Below are 22,681 nucleotides of genomic sequence, written 5' to 3' on the forward strand. Positions count from 1 at the left end.
TTGGGAGAGCTGTGTCTGGGATGACGGGGATGGGTGCGGCCTGGCGGCACCTGCGCACCGACCGCTCGGCGGTCGACAACCGGGTGGATCCCGCCGTGGTGCGGCGGGTCCTCGGATTCGCCCGCCCGCACAAGAAGATCCTCGGTGCCTTCGGCGTGGTCACCGTGCTCGACGCGATGCTCGTCGTGGTCACCCCGCTCCTCGTGCAGAAGCTCGTGGACGACGGGGTGGTCGCCGGCAACGTGGACGTCGTGGTCGGCGTCGCGCTGGCGATGGTGGGCGTCGCCCTCGTCGACGCCCTGTTCGGCGTCGTCGGCGGCTACCTCTCCGCCCGGGTGGGGGAGGGCCTCATCTACGACCTGCGCACGCGGGTCTTCGCCCACGTGCAGCGCCAGGGCATCGCGTTCTTCACCCGCACGCAGACCGGCGCCCTCGTCTCCCGCCTCAACAACGACGTGGTCGGCGCCCAGCGGGCCTTCACCACGGTGCTCTCCAGCACGGTCTCGAACGGCGTGGCCGCGATCGTCGTGGGGGTCACGATGCTCGCGCTCAGCTGGCAGGTGACCCTGCTGTGCCTCGTCACCTTCCCGATCCTCTTCGCCACCTCACGCTGGGTCGGGGCGCGGCTGGCGGGCCTCACCCGCCGCCAGATGGACGGCAACGCCGACCTCGGCAACACCATGACCGAGCGCTTCAACGTCGGCGGCGCGATGCTGCTCAAGCTCTTCGGCCGCCGGGGCGAGGAGGACGAGTCCTTCGCCGTCAAGGCCGCCGTCGTGCGTGACCTCGGCGTCCGCATCTCGCTCCTGACGCGGCTCTTCGCCTCCGTCATGCTGCTCGTGCCCGCCCTGGCGGCGGCGCTCGTGTACGGCGTGGGCGGCTACCTCGTGATCCAGGGCGACCTGACGCTCGGCACGCTCCTCGCCCTCGCCACGCTGCTCCTGCGCCTCCTGGGCCCCCTCCAGGGGCTCTCCAACGTGCGCATCGACGTCATGACCGCCCTCGTGAGCTTCGAGCGCGTGTTCGAGGTGCTCGACCTGCCCTCCACCGTGGTCGAGCGCGCCGACGCCGTACCGCTGAAGGTGCCCGCCGGCGTCGAGGGCGTGCGGCTCGAGCTCGACCACGTCGGGTTCGCCTACCCCTCCGCGTCGTCGACGACGCTGGCCACGCTGGAGAAGGTGGCGGCGACCGACCGCGCGGGCGAGGGCGAGCCCGTGCTGCGCGACGTCACCTTCGTCGCCGAGCCCGGCCAGATGGTCGCCCTGGTGGGCCCGTCCGGGGCCGGCAAGACGACGATCACGCACCTCGTGGCGCGGCTCTACGACCCGACGCAGGGCACGGTCCGGGTCGCGGGCCACGACGTGCGGGGGCTGACCCTGGACTCGCTGGAGGACGCGGTCGGCTACGTCACCCAGGACGCGCACATGTTCCACGACACGATCGGTGCGAACCTGCGCTACGCGCGCCCCGGGGCCTCCGACGAGCAGGTCTGGGAGGCCCTCGAGGCCGCCCGCATCGCCCACCTCGTGCGGTCGCTGCCCCACGGGCTCGACACCGTCGTCGGCGACCGGGGCTACCGCCTCTCCGGCGGCGAGCGGCAGCGCCTGGCCATCGCCCGGCTGCTGCTCAAGGCCCCGCCGCTGGTCGTGCTCGACGAGGCCACGGCCCACCTCGACGGCGAGTCCGAGCAGGCCGTCCAGCGGGCGCTGGCCGCCGCGCTGGCGGGCCGCACGTCGCTCGTCATCGCCCACCGGCTCTCCACCGTGCGCGACGCCGACCAGATCCTCGTGGTCGACGACGGCCGGATCGTCGAGAGCGGCACCCACACGACGCTGCTCGCCCGGGGCGGGCTCTACGCCACGCTGCACGGCACCCAGCTCGTCGACGACCTGCACGAGACGGAGGCCTGAGTGGACCTGCGGCTGCGCGACCGCGTGTACGTCGTGACCGGTGGCACCCGGGGCCTGGGACGGGCGACCGCGGACGCCCTCGTCGCCGACGGTGCGCGGGTCGTCGTCTCCGGCCGCTCGAGCGACGCCCTCGAGACGGCCCTCGCCGAGCTGGGCGAGGGCGCGACGGGCGTGGTCGCCGACAACGGCGACCCCGCGACCCCGGAGCGCCTCGTCGACGCGGCCCTCGAGCGCTGGGGACGGCTGGACGGTGCGCTGGTCTCGGTCGGCGGGCCGCCCCCCGGCACCGTGCTGGGCACCACCGACGACGACTGGACGCGCTCCTTCGAGACGGTCTTCCTCGGTGCCGTCCGGCTGGCCCGCACGATCGGTGCCGCCCTCGCCGACGGCGGGGCGCTCGCCCTGGTGCTCTCCAGCAGCGTGCGCAGCCCCCTGCCGGCGATGGCGATCAGCAACGGGCTGCGTCCCGGGCTGGCGATGGTGGCGAAGAACCTGGCCGACGAGCTCGGGCCGGCCGGCGTCCGGGTGAACGCCCTGCTGCCCGGACGCATCGAGACCGAGCGCCTGGTCGAGCTGGCGGCCGCCCGGGGCGAGGACCCGGCCGACCGTGAGGCCGCTCTCGCGGCCATCCCGCTGCGACGCCACGGCGACCCGGCGGAGTTCGGGCGTGCGGCCGCGTTCCTGCTGTCGCCGGCCGCGTCGTACGTGACCGGTGTGGCGCTGCCCGTCGACGGCGGGCTGCTCCGTACGATCTGACGCCGCGCGGGACGGCCGTGGGGCGCGTCAGGCGTCCTCGCGGGTCTCCTGGGCGTCGCGGGCCCGGGCCTGGGCCTCCCGGCGCTCGGCGAGGATGCGCGCCTGGGCGGCGGCCTGGGCCTCTTCCATCCGCTCGGCGCGCTGGCGGCGCTCGGCCCGGAGCCGGTCGCGCCGGGCGGGGCCCCCGCGCCACTCGTCGAAGACGAGGTAGCCGAAGCCGAAGACGGCGAGGAACCCGAAGAACCACCACTGCAGGCCGTAGAAGAAGTGCGGGCCGTCGTCGAGGTCGGGCAGCGGGGGAGGGGAGAGCGGCTCGGCGGCCTCCGGGCTCTCCTCCGCGAGGTCGACGAACCCGGTGAGGACGTCACGGTCGAGCGCCTCGCCGATGACGGCCGACGAGATGGCGCGCGTGGACTGGTCGGTCACCTTGGTCGAGCTGCCCTCGGCGTCACGCCGTACCCAGCCGGTCACGGTCACCTCCCCGGACGGGGGTGCCGGCAGGGCGCTCGGGTCGGTGCCGTTGAGGCTGCCGCTGTTGTCGGTGGAGAGCCAGCCGCGGTCGACCAGCACGCTCCGGCCCGACGGCAGCTCGACCGGGACCACCAGGTCGACGCCCGGCTCGCCGTCGCGGGTGCGGTAGCGCACGACGACGGTGTCGTCGACGACGTAGGTGCCGGTCACGCTGACGTGGGTCCACTCCTCGTCCGCCCCGACGGGCTCGTCGGGCGAGAGGACCTCCTCGACGGGCACCGGGTCGACGCCCTCGTTGCGCTCCACGACCGCGTTGCGGTCGCGGCGGTCGTCGAGGCGGTGGAACTGCCACTGGCCGAGGATCCAGGCCAGGTAGGTGAGGAGCACGACGGCGATCCCGAACAGGATCCAGCGCCGGCTCAGCAGGAAGCGGAAGGAGCCCACGCGTCGAGGCTATCCGGCGACCGGGTGCCACCTAGACTCGGCAGCATGTCCGGCGTCGCTGACGAGGTCGTGCACCTCCCCGTGCCGACCCTCCCCTCCTCCCTCCCTCCCACCGCGCTCGGTGGCGCCTCCCCGCTGGCCGACCAGCACGGTCGTGTGGCCACCGACCTGCGGGTCTCCCTCACCGACCGCTGCAACCTCCGTTGCAGCTACTGCATGCCGGCCGAGGGCCTCGACTGGATGGCCACCGAGCAGACCCTCACCGACGACGAGGTCGTGCGCCTCGTCGTGCTCGGCATCGAGCGGCTCGGCATCCGGGAGGTCCGCTTCACGGGCGGCGAGCCGCTCGTGCGGCGGGGCCTCGTCGACATCGTGCGCCAGGTGCGCGAGCGCTCGGCCGAGGTCGAGATGTCGCTCACCACCAACGCACTGGGCCTCGCCCGCACGGCGGACGCGCTCGCCGAGGCGGGTCTCGACCGGGTGAACGTCAGCCTCGACAGCATCCGGGCCGAGACCTACGCCACCATCACGCGGCGCGACCGGATGCACGACGCGATCGCCGGCATCGAGGCCGCGGTCGCCGCGGGCATCACGCCGATCAAGATCAACGCGGTGCTGCTGCGCGGCCTCAACGACACCGAGGCCCCCGAGCTGGTGCGCTGGTCGCTCGAGCGGGGCTACGAGCTGCGGTTCATCGAGCAGATGCCCCTGGACGCCCAGCACGCCTGGACCCGGGAGCACATGATCACGGCCGACGAGATCCTCGCGTCGCTGGAGGCCGTGTACGACGTGCGCCCCGACGGCGAGGCCCGCGGCAGCGCGCCCGCCGAGCGGTTCCTCGTCGACACCGGCGACGGCGTCGCCGGACGGGTCGGCGTGATCGGCTCGGTCACCCGCCCCTTCTGCGGCGACTGCGACCGCGTGCGTCTCACGGCCGACGGCCAGGTGCGCAACTGCCTCTTCGCGCGCACCGAGTCCGACCTGCGCGCGTCGCTGCGCGGCGGGGCGTCCGACGACGAGATCGTCGACCGCTGGCGTACGGCCATGTGGGGCAAGGCCCCGGGCCACGGCATCGACGACCCGAGCTTCCTGCAGCCGACGCGCCCGATGTCCGCCATCGGCGGCTGACGCCGCACCGACGGTCCGGAGCGGGGGAGCGGGGCTCAGCCCAGCTCGCCGTACGGCACGACGTCCTTGAGGAACGAGCGCGCGCCGAGGAAGTCCGAGAGCGACGCCCGGTGGTCGTCGCACGCCAGCCAGACCTTGCGCCGCTCGGGGCTGTGGAGCTTGGGGTTGTTCCAGCGCAGTCCCCACACCGCGGGCAGCTTGCAGCCCCGCGCGGAGCAGGTCGCCTCGTCGGGACCGTCGGACTCAGAGAACACCGCGGTCGTCCGAGCTCTCGATGCGGTACGTCGTCGCCGCCGGCGGCAGGGCCGCCACGTCGACGCCCTCGACCTCGAAGGTGTCCGTGCGCTGCGACGTCGTGTTGGCGATGACGACCGCGATGTAGGGGAGGAACACCGCGCCGGAGAGCAGGACCCACCGCAGCCAGCCCGGGCCCACCGCGACCGCACCGAGGAAGCACAGCGTGCGCACCGTCATCGCGATGATGTAGCGGCGTTGGCGGTGGTCGAGCTCTTCCTCCGGCGCCTCGCCCGCGGACGTGATGCGGACGGGGACCTCACGGTTCTTGGTGGACTTCCGTGGGCGCGGCGGCATGCCCTCGACTGTACGTCGCTAGCATCAACCATCCCGGTCGGCCGCCGCGCCGCCACCCGCACCACCAACGAGGAGCCAGCGATGAGCAGCCGCACCTACCGCGTCACGGAGATCGTCGGGACGTCGCCCGAGGGCATCGACCAGGCGATCCGCAACGGCGTCGAGCGGGCGGGCAAGACGCTCCGCCACCTCGATTGGTTCGAGGTCAGCCAGGTGCGCGGCCACGTGAAGGACGGTCAGGTCGACCACTTCCAGGTGTCCCTCAAGGTCGGCTTCCGCCTCGAGGACGACTGATCCTCCTCGCCGCCGTGCGGCGGACGCGCGGGAGCACCGCCTCCCGGCGCGTCCGCTTATGCGTACGCGGAAGTAAGTCGGTCGGCCGGATCGGTGCGCTCCCGCAGCTCACGGCGGTCGCGGCATGAGCGCGCCGACCTTGCTGGCGCTCGCGTCGCACGTCGCTCTGCGCCACCCCGACGACTACCCTGCCGGCACCTGCGTCGCGTGGATGGATGCCGCAGACCGCGTGTGCGGTAAGCCCGCCACCTACCTCTGCGCCCGTCACGAGAAGGCTGCCCGCGCCCGCGTCGAGAAGGCCGTCGAGCGGGAGAACGCTCGCCGCGCCAAGGCCCAGGCCGCCGCGCCCGCGCGCCGTGTCGCCCTCGCAGCTGAGCTCGAGGAGGTCGAGGCTCGGCTGAACCGGATCGACCCCCTGCGCCGCGAGTCGACCACGGACGGCGCGGTCGTGAACACGCCCCTCGCGACTCGCCTCCCCTCGGACTCCCGCATCGCCGAGCTTGCCCAGCTCCACGAGCGGCGTGAGCGCCTTGCACGCGATCTCGCGGCGGTGTCGGCGTGAGCGCGCTCCTGGTGCTCGTCGTGCTCGCCCTGGCGTGGGCGCCGGTCGTCGCGTGGGTCGCGACACGCCGCGACACGCCCGAGCGCCCCCGCGTGTCGTAACGATGCGCATCGTTACCTCGTTGACGCCTGTCCCCGCTGCATCCCGAGGCGTCCGGCACGAGGGCGCCGCGACGCACGGGGGTGCGCACATGACGATCACCGACCTAGACGAGTTCGAACGCTGGATGCGGGGAAGCGGGCTCAGCGAGAACACCATCAAGCAGCGCCGCACCTTCGCCGAGGGCCGCCTGAGAGACTGGGGCACCCTGCACGTCGGCCCCGACATCGCCGCCGGATGGGTCGGCGCCCACTCCGGGTGGACCCGCTCGACGTACGTCAACCACCTCACGAGCGTCTACGGGTGGATGCTCGAGACCGGCCAGATCGAGGCCTCGCCAATCGCGCGGGTCCGGCGCGGGCCCCGTCCCCGACCGAAGCCGAAGCCGCTGTCGCAGAAGGAGCTCATGCTGGTGCTCGGCGCGACCGAGGGGAACCTGCGCGCCTGGATTCTGCTGGGGTCGTACGCCGGTCTGCGGTCGTTCGAGATCGCCAAGTTCCGGGGCGAGGACATCACAGAGTCGATGCTGTACGTCGTCGGGAAGGGCGGCACCGACGAGGCGATCCCCACCCACGAGGTCCTGTGGGAGCTGGCGCAGCACTACCCGCGCGCCGGCTACTGGTTCCCGTCGCCCCACCACGCCCGCGACCACGTGTCGGCGCAGCTGGTGGGCCTGCGGGTGCGGCACCTGTTCCGGGACCTCGGGCTCACCGGCTCGATCCACCGGTGCCGCGCCACGTTCGGGACGAACCTGCTCCGGAACGGGAAGAACATCCGCGTGATCCAGCAGTTGATGAGGCACGCGTCGGTCGCGACCACGCAGCACTACCTCGGGGTGACGAACGACGAGCTGCGTGACGCGATCGGGTCGCTCGCGGCGTAGGTCAGCCGCGGGTGAAGTCGTCCGTCGGGGTGGGCGTGGCGTAGGCGCCCGCCTCGTTCCCGGGGTCGCAGATGATCGCGAGCTGGCCGGCGCGGTCGATCACGGGCGCGCCCTCGCGGGCGTACGCCACGCCGCCGTCCCACTGCACGTACCGGCCGTTGCCGTTCGTGCAGTCGAGGAACTTCGGGGCGACCGTCTCGCCGTCGTCGTCGCAGCCCTCGTAGGGGTCGGGGAGCACGGCGCCCGTCTCCCACGTCGAGGTGCAGTCCGGGAGCGTGGGGCCGGACTCGTCGGCGGTCGTGTCTTCGTCGCTGCCTCCGCTGCAGCTGGTGAGGGCGAGCAGGGCGGTGAGGGTAATGGCGGTCCGCGAGAGGGTCTTCACGGCGGGCAACGCTAGCGGCCCTGGGTGGCCGCCGCGCCGGGAACGCACGAAAGCGCCCCGCCCCCTGCGTGAGGGGACGGGGCGCAGCTCGTGGCGTACGGCGGTCAGGCGGGCGGGACGTCCGCCCGGTGGTCGCCGCCGGTCGGCTTGGGGGTGTTCGCCCGGGCGAGCAGCGCGGCCACGGCCGCCGCGGCGACGCCGACGCTGCCGAGCTCGTCGAGATCGACGGGCCCGATCGCGTCGACCTCGAAGACCGGGAGCACCCACACCAGCAGCGCGAGCAGACCAGCCACGATGAGCACGCCGTCGTACACGACCGCGCGGGCGTGCGGGGACAGCCGCTGCAGCCGGTCGAGCACCAGCCCTCCGAGGCCCATCAGCTCGCCGCCTTGATCACGTCGTCGAGCTCGGTCCGGATCTGCTCGAGCTGGGCGACGAGCGCCGGGTCGCTCGTCGAGGCGAGCGCGGCGTCGACCTGGGCGGCGAGCGCGGTGAGGCTGGCGCCCTGGCCCTCGACGCCCTTCATGAGGTAGCCGAGCCACCGGCTCATGTTGGGGATGGCCTTCGCGACGTCGCGCACCAGACCGTGGATCTTCTCGACGGCGCCCTGGGTGGTGAGCACCCGGGCGTCGGTGCGCTTCGCCAGGGTGAGGAGCTCGTTCAGCTGGTCTTCGTACTGCGACATGTCGTCCTCCTGGACGTCGGTGGGGAGTGCGGTCGGGACCTCGACGTCGGGGCCGTCGTCGGGGTCGTTGTCCTTGAGCCCGTTGCGGCCGGCGAGGTAGGCGGTCACCTGGCGGGCGGCGGACGGGGCGAGGGTCTTCGAGGCGAGTTCGACGAAGTGAATGTGTTCGTCGAAGCCCTGGGCGGGGGTGCGGAGCCACGCGATGAGGCCGGCCTCGCGGAGCGCCGTGAGGACCTTCCGCTTCACCTCGTGGGAGAAGTTCCTGGAGCGGACGTCGCCGACGCCGCCGCCGTCGTGGGTGCCGGCGGACGCTTCGGTGCCCTCGACGTAGGAGCCCTGGACGATGACGAGCTTGATGCCGAGGCGGTTCTCGGCCCACCGGATCCGCTGGTGGGTGGTGTCGTCGAGCCGGAGGTCGCGGCCGGAGGTGTCCTGGCCGAGGTTGAGGATCGTCACGGGGTGCCTCCTCAGGCAGGGATGGGAACGGCCGCCCGGTCGTGCTGGCCGGGCGGCCGTGGGGTGGGGTGGAGCCGGACTAACCGTGCAGATGGGCCGGGTCAGCCGACCGGCAGGTGCTCGTTCCACCACGCGGCCAGCACGGGCGCGAGCATGGCGTTCCACGCGGCGTTCGGGTGCACGCCGTCGGTGGTTCGGGTGGTCGCGCCGGACTGCCCGAGCTGGCCGTGCTGCGTGAGGTCGAAGACGGGGCCGCCGTAGCGCTGGCCGATCTCGAGAATCGCGGTACGCACCGCCGCGGTGGTGGCGTGGTAGCCCTCGTTGGCCGGGGTGTAGAGGCTGTGGGGGGTCTCGAACGACACGGTGATCGAGGGCTTGGCCTCGAAGACCTTGCCGAGCACGTAGTTGTACGCCCCGTACAGCGTGGCCCGGTCGGTCGAGGTGGGCGTGCCGATCGGCTTGTCACGGTCGTTGTAGCCGTGCGCGAAGTGCAGGTGCTTGATGTTCGCGATGCGGTCGATGATCCGGGCCTCGTAGGACTGACCGCCCCACCCGGGGAACGCGGCCTCGAGCTCGGCCTTGGTCGCGGAGAGCGAGCGGTCGCGGGTGCCGTCCCACACGATTCCGGACGAGCCGACGGCCTGGTTGTCGAGCGCCACGCCTGACTGTGCAGCGGCCTGGGTGACGTAGGAGTTGGCGATGGCCACCACCGACGTGCCGAGCGCGATCATCGGCAGGCCGGTGACGCGGGCACCGGGGAGCAGGTTGGCGGGCACCTTCCCGCCCGCGTCGAGGCGCGGGTAGCCGCCCGGCAGGTTCGCCCACCGCGACGCCACGACGACGGCCTCGTGGCTGGTGGTCCACGTGAGCGCGGGGAGGTACTGCGTCTGCACCTTCGGGTCGCTGGCCCCTGCGCCGGGGGTGATGGTGTCCCCGACCGCCGGGGCGGGGAAGTTGACGGCAGGCTGGTAGAGGACCGACCCGATGGCGGGGCCACCCGAGCCCGCCCAGTAGAGGCCGTTCGCAGCGACGTTGGTCGCGGTCCAGACACCCGGCACGTCGCCAGGCAGGAGCCGTAGGTACGACGTCGGGGTCCACGTGTAGGTCCCCGCCGTCGCCGCTGCCTGGGCGCCGCCTCGGTAGACCACCGTGTAGCCGCCCGAGCCGTTGGGCCGGTAGACGTAGAACTCGATGGTGCGGGCGGCCTCGTCGTTGGCGACCCGGCCGGACATCGACCGGAGCACCGAGGGCTGCGTGATCTTGTGGGTGTCGGCTACCGCGATGAGGACACGTCGACCGCCAGCGAAGTTCGCGGCTACCGGGTTCAGGGTGCCGAGGGTGACGGTCGGGGTGGCGGGCGGGGCGGTGTAGCCGTCGGAGACGCCCGCGATGGTGACCGCGGTCGACGCGGCCGCGGCGGCCGCCGCCCCGGCCTGGGTGACGACGTTCGGGTTGTTCGCGATCGCGTCCGAGGCGGCGGCCTGGGCGATCGGCGTGACGCCCTCAAGGATGACGCCGCCAGGGGCCATACCCTCGTCGATCGCGTCGTCGACCGCGCCATGCAGGGCCGTGTTCGCAGCACTGCCATCGGTCGTCAGGTACGTCCCAACGGCCTGGTCGGCGGGCACCGCGTTGACGCCCGGGAGGCCGTCCGCCCCGGGCAGGCCAGCGGCGGCCAGCAGCCGGCGCGCACTGCGACCGGGGACCTGCACCCACAGACGGGTCACGCCGTCGGGGCCCTCGAACGCCGGGACGTCGCCCTCCGACCCTGCGCGTACGACGGTGACCGGCTGGCCGTCGAGCAGCAAGTCGGTGACCGGCGCGCCGCCGACCTTGGCCGACCAGAGTGACAGGGCGATCGGGCCGGCGGGCTTGAGGAAGCCGGAGACGTGCGCGGTGGCGACGTCGGCCAGCGTGCCGCCGAAGGTGTGTCGAGCCATGGTGGTGTCGCTCCTCAGGGCAGGACCGGGTCGAGGCCCGGCGGGTCGGTGGGGTCGGGCTCCGGCTCGGGCTCGGCGCACGTGACGGTCTGGGTGGTGCCGTCGGAGTAGGTGAAGACGAACGTGCCGGAACCGCCCGAGCACGAGACGCCGACGACGCTCGTGCCGGCCGCTCCTGGCGCTCCGGTGGCTCCGGCGGGGCCGGGCTCTCCCTGCGGCCCTGCAGGGCCCGTGGCGCCCGGCTGGCCCGTCTCCCCGGGGGCGCCCTGCACGGACTCGCCCGGCACCCCGGCGGCGCCCGTGGGACCGGGCTCACCAGCCGCACCGGGCTCGCCGGGCACGCTCACCCCGGGCGGCCCGATGGGACCGATGGGACCGCGCGGACCGGCCGGGCCGCGTGCGCCGACTTCGCCGGTCAAGCCCTGCAGCAGGGTCGCCACCGACGGCGGCTCGGCGGGGTCGACGACGGGCTCCTCGCCGAGGTCGACGACCTGGTCGGCCAGCGCGGCGGACGCGGACTGCTGGTCGACGAGCTGGGAGCGGAGGTCGCGCCGGTCGGCGGCGCCCACCTCGAACCGCTGGTTGGTCTGGCCGAGCTCGACGAGCAGCCACACGACGAGGCAGAGCGCCGACAGGCCAGTGACCCACGCCAGCACGGAGATCGTGCGGGACGAGGGGACGGGCGGCTTGATCTTCATCATGACGGCACTCCCGGGATGAGCACGACGAGCGTGATGATGTAGCCGATGAGCCCCACGAGGGCGCCGGCCATGACCTGCCGACGGAACGCGTCGGCGTTGTCGAGGCGCTTCTCGAGAGGGCCGACCCGGAGGTCGTGCTCGCGCCGCGACACGTAGTCGTCGGAGAGCTTCTCGACGAGGTTGTCGACCTTCTCGACGAGCCGCTCGACGGACTTCGCCTGCTCCTCCATGCGGCGCACAAGCTCGCCGACCGATGGCTGCTCGCTCATGCCGGAACCCCCGCCGGAATCCCCGGCTCTGCGGTGAGCCACGACGAGGGCGGGAACACGAGCGTCGGCATGGGGTCGCCGGTCAGCGCGCCGGAGATCCGGACCCGAATGTGGCCGTCGGGCTGGAACACGAAGCTGTAGTTGATCGTGCTGTTGAAGACGGGCGCGGCCTGGGTGGCGACGTTCGCCATGGGCCGGTGTCCCTCGGGGAGGTACGCCGCTGTCACGTACGTCGTCGTGGGGTGGCCGAGATAGGGCCGGACGCCGCCCGCGATGGTGACGAGGCGTCCCGACTTCTGCACGGTGACGGTCGCGGCCCATCCGCCGGCCGCCGCACCGGACTCGACGACGCTCTGGGAGATCGCTGCGTCGACGGACTTCGCGAGCTGCTCGAAGTCGGGGGCGCCCCGGACGGGGTCGCCGCCCTCCTGGCCGTCGGGATACCAGATCCCGTTTGGGGTGAAGGGCACGTCATGCTCCGATCGTCAGCAGGGGGTCGTCGGCGAAGGCCGACCACTCGTTGTCCGCGCGGCCCGTCCAGAACCCGGCGAACTCGTGCCACGTGCGGCCCGCCCAGACCGCCGCGAAGTCGGCCCACGTCGGGACGAGCAGCACGAGGTCGAGGTGCTGCCGGGCCTTGCCCGCCTCGCCGGTCCGGTGGACCTTCGCGACGAGCGCCTTCGACGCCAGCCCCGAGCGGCCGTGCGCGATGTAGATGACCTGCCCGGGGTGCCGGGTCCAGTCGGGTACGACGCGGACGTTGTCGACCCGGTAGCCGGGTGTCTGCACCCGCGACCACACGAAGTCGGCGATCTCCTCGGCGTCCTGGCGGCGCTGCACGTGGCGACCGAGGTCGACGGTCAGCGTGTTCAGGGCGTCGTGCTCGGAGGCGCCTCGCTCGACGATGAGCTGCTGCGCCTGGTCGATGCGGCGGTAACCGCGCTGCACGAGGGCGGGCTTGCCCTCGGCGTCGACGGTCCAGAGCACGGAGTTGGTCTGGTTGCGGATGCGGATGATGAGCCGCCCGGCCGACACCTGCCGGGTGCTGATGGCGAGCGCGTCGGCCGGGACCTGCCCGCCCCCGCCGCCTCGCTGGAAGCGGGCGTCCCACGTCGGGGACGTGAGGTGGGGCGACTGCCAGACCGGGCGCCACTGCGAGAACTCGTTGATGAAGCCGAGGCGGTCGAGGTCGACGACCCGCTCGACGACCTGGCCGGGGTTGAGGCGGATCGCCTCGTCGGCCGACCAGAGCTCGGGCGACTCGAAGACCTCGGTCTCGTACGACGTCTCGACGACGTCGGGCGGGGACCACGTCACCTCGAGGCGGTCGGCCGCGTTCGCCGGGTCGATCGTCCACGGGAGGTCCTCGACGCGGCGGCCGACGTCGATGGTCTCGACGACCGGGGTGCCGCCCGCGAGGTAGTGCCGGTCCCGGCCGACGAGCACGCCGTCGCGGGTGGGCCACACGCCGGCGAGCCACTTCTCGGCGACCTGCTGGATGCCCGACCACGGGTCGAGGTCGCCCGGCAGCCACGGCGCGGTGACGACGCCGCCGAGCGGGTCGATGTCCGCGGTGACCGGGGCCCACAGCGCGGGGTCGGCGGCGAGGGTGCACTGCACGCCGCCGGCGGTCGCGTCGGCCGGGCCCTCGATCCACATCGACCGGGCGATGTAGTCCGAGCGGGTCGAGACGTCGACGGCCCACGGTGACCACGCGGTGCCGTGCGCGGACCGTGCCCGCACCCGGGTCGGCCCGAAGGTCCCGGAGTTGGTGTCGGTCATCGGGTCGGTGACCGTGCCGTCGCGCTGGATCTCGAGCTGTACCCGCTGCGGGTGTCGGGGGTCGAGTCCCGGCATGTACGACGTCGTGGCCCACGGCTGCGAGGAGTGACCGCGTACGGCGACCTGCCCGATGTCGGCGCGGATCTCGACCTGCACGCTCGAGGAGGGGAACCGCAGCGACGCGGTGCCGTCGAAGGTGCCGGTGACGTAGAGCGACGTCCCGGAGTGGAGCAGCGCGCGGGACAGGCGCCACGTGAACCCCTGCGTCGACCCCCACTCGCTGCCGGGGGTGAACCCGGCCTCGGCGCCCCACGGTCCACCGGTGGGGCCCACGACGCCGCCGAGGGCGCCCCACCGGGCGGGGCTCGTCGAGGGGTAGGCGTCCTTCCCGACCTCGGCCCAGACCGCGCCGTTCAGAGGGAGCGACAGCACGCACGACTCGACCGGCGCCGGCGTTGACCAGAACCCGCACTGCCGCGCGAGGGTGTCGATCATCCACGCCGGGTCGGCGTCGTTGTCGGCCAGCGCGGGGAGCAGGTTCGCGACCTTCCGGCCGGCGTACTGCTTCTCGCGCAGGGTGACCGTGCGGCCCACCTTGGTCAGCGAGCCGGACACGGGGGCGACGACCCACGCGCCGAGGGGGAACGGCTCGAGGCCGGGGCACTCGGCGCGCAGCGTGGCGTCCCCGCCGGCGCGGAGCCGGTCGGCGCCCTTCGACCACGGGACCTTGCTCATCGGGTCGACCGCGATCGTGATCGACGCGGCGCCGACGGAGTACCCGGACCGTGCCCGGGTCGCGGCCGTGAGGGTGCCGCCCTGCAGCTCGTGCTCGATGTCGTACGACGTCACGTTGCGCACGCCGAGCGGGGCACCGAGGTCGACGACCACGGTCGGCGCGAGCGACGACGGGCCGGGGTCGGTCCAGCTCATCCGACCTCCCGGACCTCGAGGGCGTACGACGCCCGTCCGTGGCGCAGCTCGCCGAGCAGCTGCAGGGTGCGGGCCGGGTCGGCGACGGCGACCTGCGTCGGCATCCGCTGGCCGGGGTGCCAGACGTCGGGCAGGTAGTCCTCGGTGACCTGCAGGCCCGTGGTGCCGGCGACCGCGGCCAGCTCGAGGACCCCGTCGGCGTCGGGCGTGAGCGCGACCTCGGCGCGCTGCGCTGCGGTGCCACCTGGTGCGGTCAGCGCCGCGGTGCCGCCGGGCCAGGTTGCGGAGCCGACGACGGTGCCGGCGGGACGGGTGGTCCAGAGCGCGGCGTACGTCGTCACGCCGGCGCGGACCGGGATCGTGACGGTGCGGTCGGCGGCCAGCACGGGGAGCGGGATGCCGCCGGCGAGGATGACCGTCGCTCCCGGCGCCCAGAGTCCGTGGCAGTCGGCCGGGGCGAGCGTGTTCTGCCGGGTCAGGGAGCGGTCGACGAACCACACGTCACCCGGGTTCGCTGAGGCCAGCTCGAGCGCGGCGATGGTCCCGACCGGGGTCGCGTAGCTCATCGACATGCTCCACGTCCGTGGCCCGGACGGTGCGGCCGTCTCGGTGCGGTAGCCGTCGACCGACACCATCGCGTCGGACGCCCGGTCCCGCTTGAGCTGCGAGCCCGTGCTGATGCCCTGCAGGTGGAGCCACTGCCCGAACAGCCGGAGGTAGAACGGCGACTGCGTGTCGAGCACGTCGGGGCCGCCTCCGACCGTGCTGCGCTGCGGGGGGACGGTGATCACTCGCTCGCCTCCAACTCGGTCTGACCGACCTGCAAGATGCGGCCGGCGTCGCGGGCCCCGACGTAGACGGGCGACTCGATGTCGAGGTCCTCAAGGGCCTCGCGGAACCCGGCGACGATGCGCTCGATCTGCTCGTCGGTGAACCCGCCGCTCGAGGTGCCCCCGGGCCCGCCGCCGTCGATCGACCGCATGCCGTCGACACGGGCGGTGGGCATGTCGTACGCGCCGACGGAGGCGAGCTCGGGGACGGCCGCCGCGGCGAGCGCGCTGCTCGCTGCGGTCACGTCGCCCGCGGTGTCGAGCAGCCCGTCGGCCAGACCGCGGCCGGTCCAGCGGCCGAGCTCGGCCGTGACCTTCGACGGGGACGCGATGCCGAGCACGTCCTTGATCGGGCCGGGGATGACGTCGGAGACGAAGTCGCCGAGCTTCCCGACGATCCAGTCGCCCATCCCGGAGATGCCGTCCCAGAGACCTCGGACGATGTCGGCGCCGGCGTCGAGGAGTAGCCCCCCGAGATCGCCGACCCCCGAGACGATGGAGCCCGGCATCCCGGCGACCCACGCGACCAGCTCGGCGCCCTTCGAGATCGCGCGGTCCTTCATGTCGCCGAAGTAGCCGCCGACCATCCCGGGGACGGCGCCCACTCGAGCGACGAAGCCGACGACCTCGCCGACCTTCCGACCGATCCAGCCGGTGACGGCGTTCCACACGGCGGTGATCTTGGCGCTGAACCAGTCCCACACCTTGCCGGTGGCGGCCTTGATCTCGTCCCACTTCCAGATGACGAGGGCGACCAGACCGACGACGGCGGCGATCGCCCACCCGATCGGGCCCATCGCGACGACCCACGCGGCGGCCACGCGGGCGCCGGCTATGAGCGACTGCGTGCCCATCCAGAGCCAGCCGACGACGACCTGCATCGCGGAGCGGGACTGAACGGTGGCGCTTGCCGTCGACGCGGTCGCGGTCGTGAACCACGCGATCGTGTTCGTGGCGGCGGACGCGACCGAGCGCACGGCCCACACGGTCAGCGCCGTACCGAGGACGCCGCCGATCAGGCCGGCGATGACCGTGACGGTGGTCTGGTGCTCGGAGAGGAAGCCGAAGAACGTCTCGGCGGCGGGCATGAGGTCGTCGCGCATGAATCCGGCGACTGCGCTGAGGGTGGGCCCGAACTCCTCCGCGAGGAACTGGGCCATCGTGGTCACGATGGGCAGCGCCTTGCCGCCGACGAAGTTGACGAAGGCGACCTCGACCTGGCGCTTGAACGAGGTCAGCGCAGCGGAGGCGTTGCCGCCGAGGCCCTCGTCGAGCCGGTCGGCCGCGCCGGTGAAGTCATCGAGGGCGCCGGACCCGCCGGAGAGCGCGTTGAGGAAGGCGGGGATCTTGTCGGTGCCGAGGTCCTCGAGCGGTGTGCCGAACAGCTCGAGCGCGGCGCGGGTCTGGGCCGCGGGGTCCTCGATGCCGAGGAGGCCGTCGACGATCGCCGAGGTGGCGCTCGCGGCCTGGTCGCCGCCAGCGACGAGCGCGTTCGCCATCTCGCCGTAGTTCAGGCCGAGCCCCTCGATCACCGGCTCGGTGCGGGCCATGTCACCCGTGATCAGCTTCGTGAACTCGCCGATCGCGTCACCGGTCTTGTCGATGCCGATCTCGCCCTGCTGCGCGCCGAGCGCGAGGAGCTCGAACATCGCCTGACCGTCGATGCCGGCCTGCTTGAAGAACGTCCCGTACTCCGACGCGGCGTCGATGACGCCTTCCTGTGCCGCGATGGGCACCGCTTGGAGGCCGGCGACCAGCAGGTCGAACGCCTCGGTCGCGTCCTTCGCCAGCCCGTTGGTGATGAGCTGTCCGGCGACCTCGGTCCCGCGGGCGACGTCGACCTCGAAGGCGGTCGCGAAGTTGAGCGCCTTCTCGGTCATGGCCTCGAGGTCGGCGGTGCTCGCGTCGCGCATGCCGGCGATCGACGACATCACCGACCCGATCGCGGTGTTGACCTCCTCCATCGACTCGCCGTACGCGCCGGCGTACACGGCGCCCGCAGCGGAGCCGGCCCGAGCCGACTGCGCCTCGGTGAGCCCGAGCTGCCCGGCGAGCTTGTCGTTCGCCGCCTCGATGTTCATCGCGCCGACGATCCCGGCGACCGTGGCCGCCCCGATCGCTGCGCCGGCCACCGCGAACTTGGCGGCGGCCGAGCGCAGCATGCCCTCGCCCTCAGACGCGCCCTCCTCGATCCCGGCCGGGTCGAGCCCGATGCCGATGACGAGGTTCTGGAGAAGACCCACGGGTCACACCTCCTTGCCGGCGACCGTTCCGCCGAACGCGCTGTTGAGTTGGTGGGCCATCGAGAGCTGCTCGCGCCACGACTGCTGGGGCCGATCCCACTTCGGGACGAAGGACGACAGCTTGTGAGGCGCCTTGTTCTTGCCGCGGTTGACGTTCGCGATCGTGGAGGCGATGAGCGCCGCCAGCTGGTCGAGCCGCGCGGGGCCGAGAGGACCGGACACCTTCTCGTACGCCGCCCACTCCGCGAGCTCGTACGACGTCAACCGGTCGAGCATCTCGCGGACGGTCATGCCGCCCAGATGAGCGGCTAGTCGGAAGTGGAACGCTCGCTCTGGGCGTCGTCGAAATTTCCCTCAAGCTCCTTGGCCTGCTCGGGGGTGAGCCCGTTCAGGCGGGACGCCACGTCGAAGACCCGGTCGAGCGCCTTCGACGACTTGAGCCCGAGCTTGATCACGTCGTCGTCGCTGAACAGCCGGGCGCCGTTCTCGTCGGTGATGCAGAGCGCGACGAGCCGAGCACGGATGTTGGGGCTCTTGGACTTCTCGTGGCGCAGGCGGGCGAGGGCGACCTCGTACTCGTCGCGCAGCGTGGCCGCGATGGTGGAGACGCGGACGGTGCCGCCCCACTCGGGGCACTCGACGTCCTCGAACGGGAGGTCGTTCGAGGTGAGGATCTGGTCGCGGGTCAAAAGGGTCATGGTCGTTCTCCTTCACAGGGTGGCAGGGGTGCAGGGTGGTGGTGCGGCTCGCGGCGCCGGCCCCTGCAGTCCAGCGCCGCGAGCCGGTCAGTGGTGCCGGGCAGCTCGAGCGGCGTCGCGCTCGGCCTTCTCAGCGATGAAGCGGATGAGCTCGAGCTCGCGTCGGATCGCGCGCAGCTCGCCGATGACGGTGACCGCCTCGACCACCTCGTCGGGAGAGGTCTCCGGCACCGGGTCGGGCGGCGTCGGCCGCGGCGCCGGGGGCACCGGGTCGATGTCGTCGTGCTCCCAGCTCACGAGCCGGGCGTGATGTCAGGCTTGCCGGACACCTTGTAGGTCAGCGACGCGGTGAGCTTGTCGTCGAACGGGGCGGTCGCCTCGAAGGCGGTGAGGATCAGGTCGACCGCCCACTCGGTGCCCTCGGGGTAGATGAGCTTGTACCGGCGGGCCTCCTCGTCGTCGAGATCGGCGACGAGCAGGTCGTGCGCGGACGGCTTGTAGTTGACGTCGAGCGAGATCTCGCCGCCGTCCTTGAGCCCGCCGAGGTGCTCGCGGTAGCCGCCGGGCGAGTCGTGCCCGGAGACGTCGAGCGTCTCGCGGGAGAGGCCGGGCGCACCGATGTTGGTCACGCCAGCGATCACGGTGAAGACCTCCGGGGTCGCGCCGTTGCCGCGCGCCAGGGAGGTCCCGAAACCGTCGAGTCCGCTCATGTCAGTTCTCCTGTTCGATGGTGAGGCGGATGCGCAGCTGGTAGCGGCGCAGGTCCGGGTCGGGGTCCCGGAGGTCGAGCGTCTGCTCGTGCTTGACGGACACGGCGTCGAGGCCGGGTCCGAGGTCGATCGGCTGGTGGTCGAACAGCGCCTTGACGCGGCCGACGATGGAGCGGCCCGGGCCGTCGGTGTGCGCTCGCACCCACACGTCGACGACGGCGACGGTCTCGGCGCCGAGGCCGCCGTGCCAGTTGCGGGGGTTCTCGATGAACCCGCCGAGGTTCACGTACCGCTCGAAGGCGCGGCCAGGGGCCCACGCGTCGAAGATCCGGGGGTCGTCCTCGGTGGCCTCGAGTAGGTCGCGCAGCTGCTCGTCGTCGGCCATACGGGCGAACATCGCGAGCTGGACGGGGCCGACCGTGTCGATCGAGACGAGGGTCATCCGAGCTCCCTCCGGATCGCCTCGGCGACCCGGTCGCCGGCGCGCTGCGCGGACCGCTCGGCGGCCGGGCGCATGAACGGGTGGCCCGGCTGCAGGCTGGTGCCGAACTCCTCGTACTGGACGTAGTAGAGGCCGGGCTTGTGGACGCCGACGTGCCGGGTGAACTCGTCGGCGCGCTCCACTTCGATGCCGCGCTTGAGGTCGCCCGACGCGACTCGCACGTTCGCGCGCATGTCGTCGGCCATGGCCTCGGCCTCGACGTCGATCGCCTCCACGGCGGCGTCCTGGACGTGCTGGGCCATGGAGCGGATATCGGCGAGGACGTCGTCGAGCCCGACGATGGTGACGGTCTGGCGGGCCATCAGGCTCGCTGCCCTTCGTGCTGGTCGAGCTCGCACAGCGCCTTCGTGTAGACCGGCTCCGAGGGGCGCACGACGGCCTCGACGCGGTACGTGCGCTCGCCCTCGCGGAGCTCATCGCCGCGGCGCACGTCGGCGTCGCCGTCGGTGTAGACGTTGTGGGTGTGGCGGGACTGCGACTGCGCAGCGACGAGCTGCTCGGTCGCGGAGGGCTGGTCGATCTTGACGGCCAGCAGGTCGCCGGCGGCGCCGGGGATCTCGACCCGGGCCATCGTCGTGGCACGACCGCCGCGCCCGTCCGGCACCGACGTCGGCCGCCAGAGCTCGACGCGGCGGTCGTACCACGGGTCGGTCACTGGACCGGGTCGGGCTTCTGCTCGGTCCAGCGCTTCGATCGCTCGACGCCGATCGGCACCTTGCCGGCGAACGTCGTGACCGCGCCGTCGTCGTGCACGAAGGTCCGGCCGGCGGGCGGCTTGGCCTCGTTCACCTCGAGCGCCGGGGTCGGGTCGTCGGACGGCGGCGCGTCGGGCGTCTCGTCGGTGGTGCCCTCGTCGGTCGGCGTGGCGTCCGAGGTCTGCTCGGGCTGCGGGGCGGTGGCCTCGCTCGACGGCGACGGCGCGGCGGCCGTCTGCGGCGCGCGGGTCGTCGCGGTGGAGGGTGCGCGGTTCTGGCTCATCATCGGCTCCTCAAGATGCGGAAGGTCTGGACGGTGCTCTGGCTGCTCGTCGTCAGGTGGTCGCGCCACGACTCGGAGCGGTCGCCGAGGGTGCGGGACCGCAGCTCACCGAGGCGGCGGTCGCCGCGGATGACCTCGGCGATGACGGCGCGCAGCTCTGCGGGGCACGTCGCGTGCCCGTGGGTGAAGGTGATCTCGACCGCCCCGCACGGCCAGCCGGACCGGCGGCTGAGGATGCCGGCCCGGAATCGCGCCGTGGGGTGGGTCGGGAGGTCGGTCAGCACGGCGGTGTGACCGGCGTGGGTGACGTCTCGGACGGCCGTGACCGCCGAGAGGTGGAGGGTCTCGAGCATGATCGCTCGGCGCCCGCCCTCCGTCTCGACGGTCACGGTCTCGTTCCGCTCGGGGGCGATGTGCCAGCCGGCCCACGAGCGCACTGTCGCGCTGGCGTTGTCGATCTCGCCCTGCGTGAACGGGGCACCCGGGTACGACGCGAGGTCGTCCGGGCTCACCAGCGACGGCAGCGGCTCGGGGGTCGGCATGGTCACTTCCCCCAACGCTCGCGGATCGCGTCCCGGCTGAGGCCCTCGAGCTCGGGGTCGGTGGCGCCGAGCGTGCGGGCGTACGCGACCCACTCGGGGTAGCTCGCGTTGCCCCGGGGGCGACCGCTGGTCGAGGGCTCGGCGGGCTGGCCCGCGTCGCCCTGCTCGCCGGGCTCGGCCGTCTCCGGCTCGGTCCCGTCGTGCTTGTCGAGGTCGACCGGGTCCTCGCCGACCTGGTCGGCGTCGGCGAGCACGGGCGCCGTGTCGACGACCACGTTCCCGTCGGCGTCGACTACGACGGTCAGCGACACCGCGCGGCCCTCGTCCTCGTCGGTCGCGATGTCGGCCAGCTGGTCGAGCAGCTCGCTCGACAGCGGGACCGACAGCACGACGGCCGGGAACGTGTCGCCGTCGCCGAGCTCGACGTCGACCGCGGGGAGCGTGATGTGCTCGACCGGCTCGACGGCAGCGAGCGCGTCGCCGTCGAGCGTGTCCTCGCCCTCGTCGGGGAGAGCCTCGATGTAGCCGAGACCCTCCCACAGCACGGCCAGGTCGTCGTCGACGAGCACGACCTGGCCGGACTGGAAGGCGGTGCCGAAGCCGTCAGCGACGGCGACGCGCATCTTGACCTCACGCATCAGGCACCCGCGGGGGTGCGCAGAACGCGGATCGCCTGCGGGCGGATCACGTCGCCACCGACGCGGCGACGGACCTTGAAGCCGATCATGCCGTCCTCGGCGTACAGCTCGACGAGACGCTGCACCGTCATGCCGAGGCGGTCGTACACGCGGTAGCCGGCGTTGTAGTCGCCGAAGGCGGCGACGTTCCGGGAGCCGACGCCGAGCGCGCCGATGTCCTCCTGGTTGTTGACCGCGTAGCCCTTGAAGGTGTTCGGCCGGCCGGCCTGCACCGAGGGCTGCCAGAGGTACTGGCCGTTGGCGTCCTTCTTGGTCGAGAGGTGGAGCTCGGTGCTCGACGGCATCAGGAACGACCCGTTCCGGCGGTACTGCGGCGGCACCGCGTAGACCAGCGCGAGGAAGTCGTCGACGGACAGCGCGTTGAGCGCGGCCGACGCGACGGTCGGGATCCCGGTCAGGGCGGTCGGCGCGAAGATCCCGACGGGCATCTTGTCCGGGTGGCCGGTGCCGACCGCGAAGGCGGTGTCCTCGGCCTCGCCGGTGGCCCGGCTGAACGAGTCGCGCACGAACGCCTCGAGGTTGACGTCGGTGTCGTCGAACTCGTCCTCGCCGATCTTCGCGAGGCCGTAGAGGTCCTCGATGTAGGTGTACTCCTCGGTGGGCACGCCCGGCATCGAGTCGACGAGCTCCTGCTCGCCGGTCTCGAGCTTGCCCCACCCGACCGACACCTCGCCCATGCTGCGACGGCGGATGCGGTTGGTCGTCACGGTCCGCTGCGAGGCGAGCTCGCGCATGACCGTGAGGCCGGGCAGCTCGCGGAGGATCTCGGACTCGAGGTCCTCCGGCACGAGGATCTCGCCGGCCGCGTTCTCGACGAGAGCGCGCTGCTCGGGGGCGAGGCCGCCGACGCCGCGGCGGATGAACGCGGCGAACGCGGACCGGTGCTGCCGGCTGCGCTCCTGGGGGTCGTCGCCGTTGCCGCCGCCCCCGGTGTCGGGGCGGTTGCCGCCGCCGAGGCTGCGGGCCTCCTCGGCCTCGCGCTGCTCGAGCGCCTCCTGCCGACCGATGCGCTCGGTCAGGCCGGTGAAGTCGGTCTCGTGCCGGTCGAACGCCTGACGCTCCTCGGCGTTGAGGCCGCGGTTCTCGGCCTCGGCGGCGTCGGTCATGGTCCGCATCGACTCGACGACACGGGCGCGCTGCTGGCGCAGCTCCACGCTGGTGGGCATGGGGTTCTCCTTCATGTGTTGGTGGTGCTCC

30 protein-coding genes are annotated in these 22,681 nt (G+C 72.8%); 6 read left to right on the top strand and 24 right to left on the bottom strand.

All coding sequences use genetic code 11. The features are described from left to right. The first annotated feature begins 20 nt into the window (after positions 1–20). On the top strand, positions 21–1,910 hold the full coding sequence (locus K329_RS0110140) for an ABC transporter ATP-binding protein (protein WP_043642984.1): 1,890 nt from the start codon (positions 21–23) through the stop codon (positions 1,908–1,910). Beyond that, on the top strand, positions 1,911–2,666 hold the full coding sequence (locus tag K329_RS0110145; RefSeq protein ID WP_028472948.1) for an SDR family oxidoreductase: 756 nt from the start codon (positions 1,911–1,913) through the stop codon (positions 2,664–2,666). 27 nt (positions 2,667–2,693) lie between these two features. Here the strand turns inward: K329_RS0110145 and K329_RS26015 are convergent, their stop codons facing one another. Then, positions 2,694–3,581 (bottom strand): SURF1 family cytochrome oxidase biogenesis protein, encoded by an 888-nt coding sequence (locus K329_RS26015; protein ID WP_052336695.1) that lies wholly within the window; start codon positions 3,579–3,581, stop codon positions 2,694–2,696. A gap of 45 nt (positions 3,582–3,626) precedes the next feature. Between K329_RS26015 and moaA the strand changes: the two genes are divergently transcribed. Continuing rightward, positions 3,627–4,709: a GTP 3',8-cyclase MoaA gene (gene moaA / locus K329_RS0110155; protein WP_084541182.1), complete on the top strand. Its 1,083-nt coding sequence runs from the start codon at positions 3,627–3,629 to the stop codon at positions 4,707–4,709. A 35-nt stretch (positions 4,710–4,744) separates the two neighbouring features. Here moaA and K329_RS0110160 read toward each other — a convergent pair whose 3' ends face one another. Then, positions 4,745–4,963: a hypothetical protein gene (locus K329_RS0110160; RefSeq protein WP_028472950.1), complete on the bottom strand. Its 219-nt coding sequence runs from the start codon at positions 4,961–4,963 to the stop codon at positions 4,745–4,747. After that, positions 4,953–5,300 (bottom strand): DUF3099 domain-containing protein, encoded by a 348-nt coding sequence (locus tag K329_RS26020; protein ID WP_084541183.1) that lies wholly within the window; start codon positions 5,298–5,300, stop codon positions 4,953–4,955. Before K329_RS26020 ends, K329_RS0110160 begins: the two co-directional genes overlap by 11 nt. 81 nt (positions 5,301–5,381) lie before the next feature. Between K329_RS26020 and K329_RS0110170 the strand changes: the two genes are divergently transcribed. The 3 genes from K329_RS0110170 (at position 5,382) to K329_RS0110185 (ending at position 7,138) form a co-directional block, all read left to right on the top strand. Beyond that, positions 5,382–5,594, top strand: coding sequence for a dodecin (locus tag K329_RS0110170; RefSeq protein ID WP_028472951.1), 213 nt, complete (start codon positions 5,382–5,384; stop codon positions 5,592–5,594). A 124-nt stretch (positions 5,595–5,718) separates the two neighbouring features. Then, positions 5,719–6,156, top strand: coding sequence for a hypothetical protein (locus K329_RS0110175; protein WP_028472952.1), 438 nt, complete (start codon positions 5,719–5,721; stop codon positions 6,154–6,156). Between the two features lie 190 nt (positions 6,157–6,346). Then, the gene (locus K329_RS0110185; RefSeq protein WP_028472953.1) at positions 6,347–7,138 is read left to right on the top strand and encodes a tyrosine-type recombinase/integrase; all 792 of its coding nucleotides are present in this window, start codon (positions 6,347–6,349) and stop codon (positions 7,136–7,138) included. Position 7,139: 1 nt separating this feature from the next. Here K329_RS0110185 and K329_RS0110190 read toward each other — a convergent pair whose 3' ends face one another. The 21 genes from K329_RS0110190 to K329_RS0110290 all read right to left on the bottom strand — a co-directional run bounded on the left by K329_RS0110190 (position 7,140) and on the right by K329_RS0110290 (position 22,650). Continuing rightward, on the bottom strand, positions 7,140–7,520 hold the full coding sequence (locus K329_RS0110190; RefSeq protein ID WP_028472954.1) for a hypothetical protein: 381 nt from the start codon (positions 7,518–7,520) through the stop codon (positions 7,140–7,142). A gap of 104 nt (positions 7,521–7,624) precedes the next feature. Continuing rightward, entirely contained in the window at positions 7,625–7,897 is a 273-nt protein-coding gene (locus K329_RS0110195) for a hypothetical protein (RefSeq protein WP_028472955.1), read from the bottom strand. Continuing rightward, positions 7,897–8,661 (bottom strand): hypothetical protein, encoded by a 765-nt coding sequence (locus K329_RS29490; protein WP_052336697.1) that lies wholly within the window; start codon positions 8,659–8,661, stop codon positions 7,897–7,899. Before K329_RS29490 ends, K329_RS0110195 begins: the two co-directional genes overlap by 1 nt. A 101-nt stretch (positions 8,662–8,762) precedes the next feature. Next, positions 8,763–10,601, bottom strand: coding sequence for an SGNH/GDSL hydrolase family protein (locus tag K329_RS0110205; RefSeq protein ID WP_028472956.1), 1,839 nt, complete (start codon positions 10,599–10,601; stop codon positions 8,763–8,765). Positions 10,602–10,615: 14 nt separating this feature from the next. Next, complete coding sequence (locus K329_RS29495; RefSeq protein ID WP_211225825.1) at positions 10,616–11,302, bottom strand: collagen-like triple helix repeat-containing protein; 687 nt, start codon at positions 11,300–11,302, stop codon at positions 10,616–10,618. Continuing rightward, on the bottom strand, positions 11,299–11,571 hold the full coding sequence (locus K329_RS0110215) for a hypothetical protein (protein WP_157571670.1): 273 nt from the start codon (positions 11,569–11,571) through the stop codon (positions 11,299–11,301). Before K329_RS0110215 ends, K329_RS29495 begins: the two co-directional genes overlap by 4 nt. Beyond that, on the bottom strand, positions 11,568–12,041 hold the full coding sequence (locus tag K329_RS0110220; RefSeq protein ID WP_028472959.1) for a hypothetical protein: 474 nt from the start codon (positions 12,039–12,041) through the stop codon (positions 11,568–11,570). Before K329_RS0110220 ends, K329_RS0110215 begins: the two co-directional genes overlap by 4 nt. Before the next feature lies 1 nt (position 12,042). After that, positions 12,043–14,283, bottom strand: coding sequence for a hypothetical protein (locus K329_RS0110225; protein ID WP_028472960.1), 2,241 nt, complete (start codon positions 14,281–14,283; stop codon positions 12,043–12,045). After that, positions 14,280–15,074: a hypothetical protein gene (locus K329_RS0110230; RefSeq protein ID WP_028472961.1), complete on the bottom strand. Its 795-nt coding sequence runs from the start codon at positions 15,072–15,074 to the stop codon at positions 14,280–14,282. The genes K329_RS0110225 and K329_RS0110230 overlap by 4 nt, the downstream gene beginning before the upstream one ends. Continuing rightward, on the bottom strand, positions 15,071–17,356 hold the full coding sequence (locus tag K329_RS29500; protein WP_028472962.1) for a phage tail tape measure protein: 2,286 nt from the start codon (positions 17,354–17,356) through the stop codon (positions 15,071–15,073). Before K329_RS29500 ends, K329_RS0110230 begins: the two co-directional genes overlap by 4 nt. A gap of 3 nt (positions 17,357–17,359) precedes the next feature. Further along, positions 17,360–17,647: a phage tail assembly protein T gene (locus K329_RS0110240; protein WP_052336699.1), complete on the bottom strand. Its 288-nt coding sequence runs from the start codon at positions 17,645–17,647 to the stop codon at positions 17,360–17,362. 17 nt (positions 17,648–17,664) lie between these two features. Beyond that, on the bottom strand, positions 17,665–18,054 hold the full coding sequence (locus tag K329_RS0110245; RefSeq protein WP_028472964.1) for a hypothetical protein: 390 nt from the start codon (positions 18,052–18,054) through the stop codon (positions 17,665–17,667). An 87-nt stretch (positions 18,055–18,141) separates the two neighbouring features. After that, complete coding sequence (locus K329_RS0110250) at positions 18,142–18,351, bottom strand: hypothetical protein (RefSeq protein WP_028472965.1); 210 nt, start codon at positions 18,349–18,351, stop codon at positions 18,142–18,144. Further along, positions 18,348–18,764 (bottom strand): phage tail tube protein, encoded by a 417-nt coding sequence (locus tag K329_RS0110255; protein ID WP_028472966.1) that lies wholly within the window; start codon positions 18,762–18,764, stop codon positions 18,348–18,350. The genes K329_RS0110250 and K329_RS0110255 overlap by 4 nt, the downstream gene beginning before the upstream one ends. A gap of 1 nt (position 18,765) precedes the next feature. Next, entirely contained in the window at positions 18,766–19,206 is a 441-nt protein-coding gene (gene gp17, locus K329_RS0110260) for a tail completion protein gp17 (RefSeq protein ID WP_028472967.1), read from the bottom strand. Beyond that, complete coding sequence (locus K329_RS0110265) at positions 19,203–19,568, bottom strand: HK97-gp10 family putative phage morphogenesis protein (RefSeq protein WP_028472968.1); 366 nt, start codon at positions 19,566–19,568, stop codon at positions 19,203–19,205. The genes gp17 and K329_RS0110265 overlap by 4 nt, the downstream gene beginning before the upstream one ends. Next, complete coding sequence (locus K329_RS0110270) at positions 19,568–19,921, bottom strand: phage head completion protein (RefSeq protein WP_028472969.1); 354 nt, start codon at positions 19,919–19,921, stop codon at positions 19,568–19,570. Before K329_RS0110270 ends, K329_RS0110265 begins: the two co-directional genes overlap by 1 nt. After that, positions 19,918–20,244, bottom strand: coding sequence for a hypothetical protein (locus tag K329_RS0110275; protein ID WP_028472970.1), 327 nt, complete (start codon positions 20,242–20,244; stop codon positions 19,918–19,920). Before K329_RS0110275 ends, K329_RS0110270 begins: the two co-directional genes overlap by 4 nt. Then, entirely contained in the window at positions 20,244–20,786 is a 543-nt protein-coding gene (locus K329_RS0110280; RefSeq protein ID WP_043642987.1) for a hypothetical protein, read from the bottom strand. The genes K329_RS0110275 and K329_RS0110280 overlap by 1 nt, the downstream gene beginning before the upstream one ends. A 2-nt stretch (positions 20,787–20,788) precedes the next feature. Then, on the bottom strand, positions 20,789–21,424 hold the full coding sequence (locus K329_RS0110285) for a hypothetical protein (RefSeq protein ID WP_028472972.1): 636 nt from the start codon (positions 21,422–21,424) through the stop codon (positions 20,789–20,791). Next, positions 21,424–22,650, bottom strand: coding sequence for a phage major capsid protein (locus K329_RS0110290; protein ID WP_043643110.1), 1,227 nt, complete (start codon positions 22,648–22,650; stop codon positions 21,424–21,426). Before K329_RS0110290 ends, K329_RS0110285 begins: the two co-directional genes overlap by 1 nt. Positions 22,651–22,681: the final 31 nt, after the last annotated feature.

It is taken from the genome of Nocardioides alkalitolerans DSM 16699 (assembly GCF_000426525.1).
In the GTDB taxonomy this organism is placed as follows: domain Bacteria; phylum Actinomycetota; class Actinomycetes; order Propionibacteriales; family Nocardioidaceae; genus Nocardioides; species Nocardioides alkalitolerans.

Bases quoted from the DNA above. Each gene is read 5' to 3' on its own strand.
- K329_RS26020 (WP_084541183.1), bottom strand. From the start codon at position 5,300: ATGCCGCCGCGCCCACGGAAGTCCACCAAGAACCGTGAGGTCCCCGTC.
- K329_RS0110290 (WP_043643110.1), bottom strand. From the start codon at position 22,650: ATGCCCACCAGCGTGGAGCTGCGCCAGCAGCGCGCCCGTGTCGTCGAG.
- moaA (WP_084541182.1), top strand. From the start codon at position 3,627: ATGTCCGGCGTCGCTGACGAGGTCGTGCACCTCCCCGTGCCGACCCTC.
- K329_RS29495 (WP_211225825.1), bottom strand. From the start codon at position 11,302: ATGATGAAGATCAAGCCGCCCGTCCCCTCGTCCCGCACGATCTCCGTG.
- K329_RS0110255 (WP_028472966.1), bottom strand. From the start codon at position 18,764: ATGAGCGGACTCGACGGTTTCGGGACCTCCCTGGCGCGCGGCAACGGC.
- K329_RS0110140 (WP_043642984.1), top strand. From the start codon at position 21: ATGACGGGGATGGGTGCGGCCTGGCGGCACCTGCGCACCGACCGCTCG.
- K329_RS0110240 (WP_052336699.1), bottom strand. From the start codon at position 17,647: ATGACCGTCCGCGAGATGCTCGACCGGTTGACGTCGTACGAGCTCGCG.
- gp17 (WP_028472967.1), bottom strand. From the start codon at position 19,206: ATGACCCTCGTCTCGATCGACACGGTCGGCCCCGTCCAGCTCGCGATG.
- K329_RS0110175 (WP_028472952.1), top strand. From the start codon at position 5,719: ATGAGCGCGCCGACCTTGCTGGCGCTCGCGTCGCACGTCGCTCTGCGC.
- K329_RS0110285 (WP_028472972.1), bottom strand. From the start codon at position 21,424: ATGCGTGAGGTCAAGATGCGCGTCGCCGTCGCTGACGGCTTCGGCACC.
- K329_RS0110215 (WP_157571670.1), bottom strand. From the start codon at position 11,571: ATGAGCGAGCAGCCATCGGTCGGCGAGCTTGTGCGCCGCATGGAGGAG.
- K329_RS0110170 (WP_028472951.1), top strand. From the start codon at position 5,382: ATGAGCAGCCGCACCTACCGCGTCACGGAGATCGTCGGGACGTCGCCC.
- K329_RS0110195 (WP_028472955.1), bottom strand. From the start codon at position 7,897: ATGGGCCTCGGAGGGCTGGTGCTCGACCGGCTGCAGCGGCTGTCCCCG.
- K329_RS0110205 (WP_028472956.1), bottom strand. From the start codon at position 10,601: ATGGCTCGACACACCTTCGGCGGCACGCTGGCCGACGTCGCCACCGCG.
- K329_RS0110225 (WP_028472960.1), bottom strand. From the start codon at position 14,283: ATGAGCTGGACCGACCCCGGCCCGTCGTCGCTCGCGCCGACCGTGGTC.
- K329_RS0110280 (WP_043642987.1), bottom strand. From the start codon at position 20,786: ATGCCGACCCCCGAGCCGCTGCCGTCGCTGGTGAGCCCGGACGACCTC.
- K329_RS0110185 (WP_028472953.1), top strand. From the start codon at position 6,347: ATGACGATCACCGACCTAGACGAGTTCGAACGCTGGATGCGGGGAAGC.
- K329_RS0110265 (WP_028472968.1), bottom strand. From the start codon at position 19,568: ATGGCCCGCCAGACCGTCACCATCGTCGGGCTCGACGACGTCCTCGCC.
- K329_RS0110245 (WP_028472964.1), bottom strand. From the start codon at position 18,054: ATGACCCTTTTGACCCGCGACCAGATCCTCACCTCGAACGACCTCCCG.
- K329_RS0110275 (WP_028472970.1), bottom strand. From the start codon at position 20,244: ATGAGCCAGAACCGCGCACCCTCCACCGCGACGACCCGCGCGCCGCAG.